This is a genomic window from Streptococcus mitis, from assembly GCF_001074635.1.
Lineage (GTDB): Bacteria > Bacillota > Bacilli > Lactobacillales > Streptococcaceae > Streptococcus > Streptococcus mitis_E.
Window position 1 is genome coordinate 1 of the sequence record NZ_JUQO01000114.1, and the last position, 9,473, is coordinate 9,473.

Genomic DNA, 9,473 nt, shown 5'->3' on the forward strand with positions numbered 1-9,473 from the left:
GTGTCTTGGCTTGTATTTACAGGAACTTTAGGCTTTGAATATTGGGTTTTAGAGGTTGCTCAGGAAATGAAGACCGAATATGGTTTCCAGTTGGCCACCATTTTTGCTTTTGAAACCCATGGGGAAAATTGGAATGAAGGCAATCAGATGAAACTGAGTCGTTTTAAGCAAGTAGACTTTGTCAAATATGCCTATCCTCGCTATGAACACAAGGGGCAGTTAAGAGACTACCAGCAGTTTTTACTAGAAAACACGAACAGTTCCTATCTTTTTTATGATGAAGAAAATGAAACAAAACTAGCTTATTTTTACCAAAAGATGAAAAATCAAGAGGACTATTTTATAAAGAGATTAACATTTGATCAATTAAATGAACTTGCTGAAAATTTTTCCGAAAATTGAAGCTTTGACCTTGATTTTTGTTTGGCTTTTTTTATATAATAATACTAGCAAGCGAGAATGGAGAGAGACATGGCAAGTATTATTTTTTCAGCGAAAGATATTTTTGAACAAGAGTTTGGGCGTGAAGTCCGAGGGTATAGTAAAGTAGAAGTTGATGAGTTTTTAGACGATGTTATTAAGGACTATGAAACCTATGCTGCCTTGGTCAAGTCACTTCGTCAGGAAATTGCGGATTTGAAGGAAGAATTAGCTCGTAAACCGAAACCTTCACCAGTTCAAGCAGAACCCCTTGAAGCGGCAACTACAAGTTCTATGACGAATTTTGATATTTTGAAACGCCTGAATAGATTGGAAAAAGAAGTTTTTGGTAAACAAATTTTAGATAACTCAGATTTCTAAGTAGTTATTTGAGATGTGCAATTTTTGGATAATCGCGTGAGGAGAGTTACTTCTCATGAGGAAAGTCCATGCTAGCACAGGCTGTGATGCCTGTAGTGTTTGTGCTAGGCGAAACCATAAGCCTAGGGACGAGAAATCGTTACGGCAGTTGAAATGGCTAAGTCCTCGGATAGGTCAGAGTAGGCTTGAAAGTGCCACAGTGACGGAGTCTTTCTGGAAACGGAGAGAGTGGAACGCGGTAAACCCCTCAAGCTAGCAACCCAAATTTTGGTCGGGGCATGGAGTACGCGGAAACGAACGTAGTATTCTGACTGCTATCAGCTAGAGCTGTTAGTGGTAGACAGATGATTATCGAAGGAAGTGGTCCTAGTCACTTCTGGAACAAAACATGGCTTATAGAAAATTGCATATAGGTTGGGGCTGAGAAAACTTTCTCAACCTCATTTTTTAAAGTGGACATATAGAAAGGTCTTGCAAGACTGTAACATGAAAAAAGAATTTAATTTAATTGCAACTGTGGCAGCAGGTCTTGAAGCTGTTGTGGGACGAGAAGTGCGAGAGTTGGGCTACGATTGTCAGGTTGAAAATGGACGTGTTCGTTTTCAAGGAGACGTGAGAGCCATTATCGAAACCAACCTCTGGCTTCGGGCAGCAGATCGTATCAAGATTATCCTAGGAACGTTCCCAGCTAAGACTTTTGAAGAGCTGTTTCAGGGAGTTTTTGCTTTAGATTGGGAAAATTATTTACCACTCGGAGCTCGGTTCCCGATTTCCAAGGCCAAATGTGTTAAATCTAAACTTCACAATGAACCGAGTGTTCAGGCTATTTCTAAGAAAGCTGTTGTCAAGAAATTGCAGAAACACTATGCTCGCCCAGAAGGTATTCCGCTGATGGAGAATGGCCCAGAGTTTAAGATTGAGGTCTCTATTCTCAAAGATGTGGCAACTGTCATGATTGATACGACAGGGTCTAGCCTCTTTAAACGTGGTTATCGTACCGAAAAGGGTGGGGCTCCTATCAAGGAAAATATGGCAGCGGCTATTTTGCAACTTTCTAACTGGTTCCCAGACAAGCCCTTGATTGATCCGACCTGTGGTTCAGGAACTTTCTGTATCGAGGCAGTTATGATTGCTAGAAAGATGGCTCCTGGTCTTCGTCGCTCCTTTGCCTTTGAGGAGTGGAACTGGATTAGCGATCGCTTGATTCAAGAAGTTCGCACAGAAGCGGCTAAGAAAGTGGATCGTGAGCTTGAGCTAGATATCATGGGTTGTGATATCGATGCACGTATGGTGGAAATTGCTAAGGCCAATGCTCAGGCAGCAGGTGTTGCAGGAGATATTACCTTTAAGCAGATGCGCGTGCAGGATTTACGTTCTGATAAAATCAATGGCGTGATTATCTCCAATCCGCCTTATGGAGAACGTTTATCAGATGATGCAGGAGTTACCAAGCTCTATGCTGAGATGGGACAAGTATTTGCACCGCTAAAAACCTGGAGTAAATTTATCCTAACTAGTGATGAAGCATTTGAAAGTAAGTACGGAAGTCCAGCTGATAAAAAACGAAAACTTTATAACGGGACCTTAAAAGTGAATCTGTATCAATATTTTGGTCAGCGTGTTAAACGCCAAGAGTTAAAATAGAAAGGGATACTCATGAGTAAGAAAAGACGGAATCGTCATAAAAAAGAAAACCAAGAACCGCGAAAAGAAAGCCAAGAACCGCGATTTGATTTTGATGAAGCAAAAGAGTTAACAGTTGGTCAAGCTATTCGTAAAAATGAAGAAGTGGAAGCAGGAGTCTTGCCTGAAGATTCCATTTTGGACAAGTATGTCAAGCAACACAAAGATGAAATCGAAGCAGATAAGTTTGCGACTCGCCAATACAAAAAAGAGGAGTTAGTCGAAAAAGAAGAAGCTGTTACCTCGACTCTTGATGATTTGCTTCAAGAGATTCGTGAGGCAACAGAAGATGAGTCCTCAGTAGCAGAAGATGACTTTAGTCAGTTCGATGATTTAGAATTCACACGCGATTCAGAAGTTCTCCCTGTTGAAGAATTTGAGACTGAAGAAGTACAATTGTTTGAAGGGGAAGAAGTTTCAACACTTTCTCGAATTCCTGATAGTGAAGATGAAAAAAGTAAGAAGAAATGGGTGCTTTATGGGATTCTGGTAACCTTAGCGGTTCTTATCCTTGGAACTGCTTATTATGTTTACCGTCAAGTGAATCGCTCAACACAGGAAATCCAAACTTCTCAATCATCGTCTAGCGAGCAGAATGTTCAGCCGATTTTAGAAGATTTCAATAGCCAATACGATGCCTTTTATACAGATAGCAATAAAACGGCTTTGAAGAATAGCCAGTTTGATAAACTGAGTCAACTCAAAACCTTGCTTGATAAGCTGGAAGGTAGTCGTGAACATACGCTTGCCAAATCGAAGTATGATAGTCTAGCAACGCAAATCAAGGCCATTCAAGATGTCAATGCACAATTTGAAAAACCAGCTATTGTGGATGGTGTCTTGGATACCAATGCCAAAGTCAAATCGGATGCTAAATTTACGGATATTAAAACTGGCAATACTGAGATTGATAAAGTGCTAGATAAGGCTATCAGCCTTGGTAAGAGCCAGCAAACAAGTACTTCGAGCTCAAGTTCAAGTCAAACTAGCAGTTCTAGTCAAGCAAGTTCAAATGCGACTAGTGAGACAAAACCAAGTAGTTCAAATGAGACTAGAAGTAGTCGCAGTGAAGTCAATATGGGTCTCTCTAGTGCAGGGGTTGCTGTTCAAAGAAGTGCTAGTCGTGTTGCCTATAATCAGTCTGCTATTGATGATAGTAACAACTCTGCCTGGGATTTTGCAGATGGTGTCTTAGAACAAATTCTAGCGACTTCACGTTCACGTGGTTATATCACTGGCAACCAATATATCCTTGAACGTGTTAATATCGTTAATGGCAATGGTTATTACAATCTCTACAAGCCAGATGGAACCTATCTCTTTACCCTTAACTGTAAGACAGGATACTTTGTTGGAAATGGTTCTGGACATGCGGATGACTTGGACTTCTAAGTAGCCGTTACAAAATTCTTTCTTTTCAAAAGTAAAAATGATAAAATAAAACAAATTAAACAAGAGGAGTGTCAAATGACAAAAGCTAACTTTGGTGTCGTAGGTATGGCCGTAATGGGTCGTAACCTTGCCCTTAATATTGAATCTCGTGGTTACACAGTTGCTATCTACAACCGTAGTAAAGAAAAAACTGAAGATGTAATTGCTTGCCATCCTGAAAAGAACTTTGTACCAAGCTATGACGTTGAAAGTTTTGTAAACTCAATCGAAAAACCTCGTCGTATCATGCTCATGGTTCAAGCTGGACCTGGTACAGATGCTACTATCCAAGCCCTTCTTCCACACCTTGACAAGGGTGATATCTTGATTGATGGTGGAAACACTTTCTACAAAGATACAATCCGTCGTAATGAAGAATTGGCAAACTCAGGTATCAACTTTATCGGTACTGGGGTTTCTGGTGGTGAAAAAGGTGCCCTTGAAGGTCCTTCTATCATGCCTGGTGGACAAAAAGAGGCCTACGAATTGGTTGCGGATGTTCTTGAAGAAATCTCAGCTAAAGCACCAGAAGATGGTAAACCATGTGTGACTTACATCGGTCCTGATGGAGCTGGTCACTATGTGAAAATGGTTCACAACGGTATCGAGTATGGTGATATGCAATTGATCGCAGAAAGTTATGACTTGATGCAACACTTGTTAGGTCTTTCAGCAGAAGATATGGCTGAAATCTTTACTGAGTGGAACAAGGGTGAATTGGACAGCTACTTGATCGAAATCACAGCTGATATCTTGAGCCGTAAAGACGATGAAGGCCAAGATGGACCAATCGTAGACTATATCCTTGATGCTGCAGGTAACAAGGGAACTGGTAAATGGACTAGTCAATCATCACTTGACCTTGGTGTGCCATTGTCACTCATCACTGAGTCAGTATTTGCACGTTACATTTCAACTTACAAGGAAGAACGTGTACATGCTAGCAAGGTTCTTCCAAAACCAGCTGCCTTCAAATTTGAAGGAGACAAGGCTGAGCTGATTGAAAAAATCCGTCAAGCCCTTTACTTCTCAAAAATCATTTCATACGCACAAGGTTTTGCGCAATTGCGTGTAGCTTCTAAAGAAAATAACTGGAACTTGCCATTTGCAGACATCGCATCTATCTGGCGTGATGGCTGTATCATCCGTTCTCGTTTCTTGCAAAAGATTACAGATGCTTACAACCGTGATGCAGACCTTGCTAACCTTCTTTTGGATGAGTACTTCTTGGATGTTACTGCTAAGTATCAACAAGCAGTGCGTGATATCGTAGCGCTTGCTGTTCAAGCTGGTGTGCCCGTGCCAACTTTCTCAGCAGCTATTACTTACTTTGATAGCTACCGTTCAGCTGACCTTCCAGCTAACTTGATCCAAGCGCAACGTGATTACTTTGGTGCCCACACTTACCAACGTAAAGACAAAGAAGGAACATTCCACTACTCTTGGTATGACGAAAAATAAGTAGGTCTGCCATGGGGAAACGGATTTTATTACTTGAGAAAGAACGAAATCTAGCTCATTTTTTAAGTTTGGAACTCCAAAAAGAGCAATACCGAGTTGATCAGGTTGAGGAGGGGCAAAAAGCCCTCTCCACGGCTCTTCAGACAGACTATGACTTGATTTTATTGAATGCTCGTCTGGGGGATATGACAGCACAGGATTTTGCAGAGAAGCTGAGTCGGACTAAGCCAGCTTCAGTGATAATGGTCTTGGACCATCGCGAAGAATTGCAAGATCAGATTGAGACAATCCAACGCTTTGCCGTTTCTTACATCTATAAGCCGGTTATTATTGACAATTTGGTGGCTCGTATTTCAGCGATTTTCCGAGGTCGGGACTTTATCGACCAACACTGTGGTCAGATGAAGGTTCCAACGTCTTACCGCAATCTGCGTATGGATGTAGAACATCATACTGTTTATCGTGGTGAGGAGATGATTGCTCTGACCCGTCGTGAGTATGACCTTTTGGCCACTCTTATGGGAAGCAAGAAAGTTCTGACTCGTGAGCAGTTGTTGGAAAGTGTCTGGAAGTATGAAAGTGCGACCGAAACAAATATCGTGGATGTCTATATCCGTTATCTACGTAGCAAGCTTGATGTAAAAGGTCAAAAAAGCTACATTAAAACAGTTCGTGGTGTTGGTTACACCATGCAAGAATAGAAAAGCAGTTGCAGTTTTGTAACTGCTTTTTTGAGGGGTTTTCTATATATTGACATGCAGTTTGGTCTTTGCTACAATCAGTTATGGAGGATAGGTCTAATGAAAATAATAAAAAAATTGATGCAAATCGTATTAGCAGTCTTTTTCTTCGGTTTGCTAGCAACAAGTGCAGTATTGGCGGATGATGCTGATTCAGAAGGTTGGAAATTTGTCCAAGAAAATGGTAGAACCTACTACAAGAAGGGTGAGATCAAAGAAAAGGCCTGGCGAGTGATTGATGGCAAATACTATTATTTTGATCATGTATCAGGAGAAATGGTTGTCGGCTGGCAATATATCCCGTTTCCATCTAAAGGAAGTACCATTGGTCCTTACCCTAATGGTATGAGATTGGAATTTATGCCAATGCCAAGATGGTATTACTTTGGTAAAGATGGGGTTCTTCAAGAATTTGTTGGCAAGCAAGTTTTAGAGGCAAAAACTGCTACAAATACCAACAAACATCATGGGGAACAATATGATAGTCCAGCAGAGAAACGAGTCTATTATTTTGAAGATCAGCGTAGCTATCACACTTTAAAAACTGGTTGGATTTCTGACGAAGGGCATTGGTATTATTTACAGGAGGATGGTAGCTTCGATGCTCGTATCGACAGTTTGACGGTTGGGGAGCTAGTGCGTGGCTGGACCAATGATAATTCAACTTGGTACTATCTAGATTCAGAAACTGGTATCATGCAAACTGGTTGGAAGCAACTTGGCAATAAGTGGTACTACCTCCGTTCCTCAGGAGCTATGACAACTGGTTGGTATCAGGAAGGCTCAACTTGGTATTATTTAGAGCAGTCAAATGGCGATATGAAAACTGGCTGGCAATACCTCGGTAACAAGTGGTACTATCTTCGTTCCTCAGGAGCTATGGTAACAGGCTGGTTCCAGGTCAATGGCAAATGGTACTATGCTTATAGCTCAGGTGCTTTAGCAGTGAATACCACTGTAGATGGCTATTCTGTCAATTATAATGGCGAGTGGGTTCGGTAAATAATGATAGTATTTTGTAATTTGAGATAAATTTTAAGTAAGAGTGCAGTTTCACGAAGTGATACTGGATAAAAAGTTTTTAAAATCAGGGAACCGCATATTATCAGGTGTCAAAAAATTGGCAAAAACTTGATAATATGCGGTTTATTGTGGAAAGATTTACTTATTTACTTATTTTTAACAAAATTGAGTTTTTGCCCAGTTTCACATGATATTTTTTAGAAAAAGGTATATAATGTTAGTGTAATATCAAGTGTTTTTTTGAAAGCATCATAACAATTACAATTTTAGGCTTAAAAATCGAACATTCTTTAAAGGATAAAACATTTAAGGATAAGGAGATTTTTATAAATACCCATTTGTAAAAAAGAAATGAGGATGAAAATGAACTTTAAGTCAAGAAAATGTGAAGAAAACGGGAAAAAAGTTTTACGCTATTCTATTAGAAAGCATCATCTGGGAGTAGCTAGTGTGGTGGTAGCTTCGGTATTATTTTTTGTAACTGGTGTGGCGACTGTTCAAGCGGATGGACCAGGAGCAGGCGAACCAGCATCAACAAGTACACCAGGTTCAACAAGTACAACAAGTACAACAAGTACACCAGGCACTTCTGGTGATAATACTGGTGACACAGAAATAGCAAATATAGATACAGGTGGTAATGCAGATACATCAACTGAGAATAATGGAAATAATAGAGCTGCATTAACAGAAAATGGGCCTATTAAACCAGAAGATAATGTTGAAGCAAGAAATAATAATGAGAAACCTAGAGGGCTTGAAAGAGCAACAGAACCAGTAAATTATGATGGTAAAGTAAGTCTTATTGGTCAATGGACAAGTGAATCACACGAAAAAAAAGATACTGAAAATACATATAAGAATGCTACAGATAAATTAGGGAGTCCCTTATCTAATCCAGGTCTTTTCCGTGGCGCTGCAAAAACTTTTCTTGGTTGGTCTGATATGCCGCCAGTAAATGGGAAAATTGCAGATGGTGCAAGACTGTTCTCGGCAGAAGACACTATAGCTACAGCCTTTCCGAATGGCTTGTCAGCTGATTCTAAGCTATATGGTGTTTATGCCAGTTTAAATGACCAAGATACGCCTTTCCCTGCTGATAAATTTTCTATGGGATTTGCGATTATAGGTGGAATGAATAAATTTGCCATTAATGATAATAAGGTTCATATTGATACGAATGTAGAATCAGAAGAAGTATTACCTAATACTAATTTAAATAAAGAAACAAAAGACAAAGAAAAAAATACCCGCCGTATCATTGATGAGTATAAACCGGAAAATAATAATACTACAAAAGTGAATGAAGTGGTTCTAAAAGCTGAGTTTGAAATGGATAAAACAACAGCGATGACTGTGTATAGAAATCCTCATGTAGGATATGTTGGTCCTGTTTTATCCAACACATACAAGGATAATAAATTTGCAATAGATGAAACTAGGAAGACTTACACATATGTAGACTTGAATGTGAATTTAGACAAAGATTTAGTTGTTCCGGAAAAATTATATACAGAGTTTAATGGTTACTCATGGAGACCTTTATATGCCATAGGAATTAAGGAAGATGGAACGAAGGAAATCTTAAATGTGTATTCAAAAGATGGAACAGACTTAGGAAATACAAAAGATAGCTTTAATTCATTGGTTAGCAATACAGATCCTAGTGTTACATTTGGTGTTGAAACAAAAGGGAATAAGAATATAACATTCAGAATGATTCTTAGATCATTAAATGGAAGTGATAGTAATAGACCGGAAAATGAACGAAATGAGCGTATAGCTGAAAGTGTAGTAAAACCGGATGAAGGTAAGTCTATTGCTGAAACAATTATGCGCAATATGACACTTCGATCTCTTACATCAACAGAACTTAAAGCCTTGTTCCCTAATAAGAGTGATGAAGAAATCAATCAGATGGTTGTTCGTATTAATCAAGATAAAGCCAAAGAGTTAGCAGATACAAATGGAAATACAGTACTAAAAGTAACAGGTTCTGTTGAGGGTAATGTTCATCCAAGTGCAGGTAGAATCGGTAGTGGCTGGTTAAGCCTGGATTCAGCTACAAATTTACCTATTAACAAAGTAGAAGCTAACGTTTTAGAACTAGGTTATGTTACATTTTATAATGTATCCTACCGATTCCAAAGTGGAACAGAGGGAAAAGTATTACCAGCAGTAATCGAAAACTATAAACCAAAAGACCCAAAAACGTATGAAAATACAGCTAATGTAAATGCGATTAAACCAACTACAACAGAGTACAAAGTTGAAGCAGAGGATGGTAAATGGGTATTCAAGAGCTACGATGCAGAAAGTAAAGTAGTAAATGCA

Annotated in this window: 8 protein-coding genes and 1 other RNA gene; all 9 read left to right on the forward strand. The window is 39.4% G+C overall.

All coding sequences use genetic code 11. The annotated features are described in order from the left end of the window. Window positions 1–402 (forward strand): SLOG family protein (locus tag ADI58_RS04860; protein WP_049521673.1); only part of this gene is annotated, 402 nt, incomplete at its 5' end. Window positions 403–471: 69 nt separating this feature from the next. Continuing rightward, window positions 472–801: a cell division regulator GpsB gene (gene gpsB / locus ADI58_RS04865; RefSeq protein ID WP_023945225.1), complete on the forward strand. Its 330-nt coding sequence runs from the start codon at window positions 472–474 to the stop codon at window positions 799–801. A gap of 20 nt (window positions 802–821) precedes the next feature. Beyond that, window positions 822–1,202: RNase P RNA component class B (rnpB, locus tag ADI58_RS10365), an RNA gene on the forward strand. 85 nt (window positions 1,203–1,287) lie between these two features. Continuing rightward, window positions 1,288–2,445: a THUMP domain-containing class I SAM-dependent RNA methyltransferase gene (locus ADI58_RS04870; protein WP_049521674.1), complete on the forward strand. Its 1,158-nt coding sequence runs from the start codon at window positions 1,288–1,290 to the stop codon at window positions 2,443–2,445. Between the two features lie 12 nt (window positions 2,446–2,457). Beyond that, window positions 2,458–3,876 (forward strand): cell division site-positioning protein MapZ, encoded by a 1,419-nt coding sequence (mapZ, locus tag ADI58_RS04875; RefSeq protein ID WP_049521675.1) that lies wholly within the window; start codon window positions 2,458–2,460, stop codon window positions 3,874–3,876. A 75-nt stretch (window positions 3,877–3,951) separates the two neighbouring features. Then, window positions 3,952–5,376: an NADP-dependent phosphogluconate dehydrogenase gene (gene gndA / locus ADI58_RS04880; protein WP_000158778.1), complete on the forward strand. Its 1,425-nt coding sequence runs from the start codon at window positions 3,952–3,954 to the stop codon at window positions 5,374–5,376. An 11-nt stretch (window positions 5,377–5,387) separates the two neighbouring features. Then, on the forward strand, window positions 5,388–6,077 hold the full coding sequence (locus tag ADI58_RS04885; protein ID WP_049521676.1) for a response regulator transcription factor: 690 nt from the start codon (window positions 5,388–5,390) through the stop codon (window positions 6,075–6,077). Window positions 6,078–6,176: 99 nt separating this feature from the next. Next, window positions 6,177–7,118 (forward strand): PspC-like choline-binding domain-containing protein, encoded by a 942-nt coding sequence (locus ADI58_RS04890; protein ID WP_049521677.1) that lies wholly within the window; start codon window positions 6,177–6,179, stop codon window positions 7,116–7,118. A 384-nt stretch (window positions 7,119–7,502) separates the two neighbouring features. Beyond that, on the forward strand, window positions 7,503–9,473 hold a 1,971-nt coding region (locus ADI58_RS04895), incomplete at its 3' end, for an SHIRT domain-containing protein (RefSeq protein WP_049521678.1).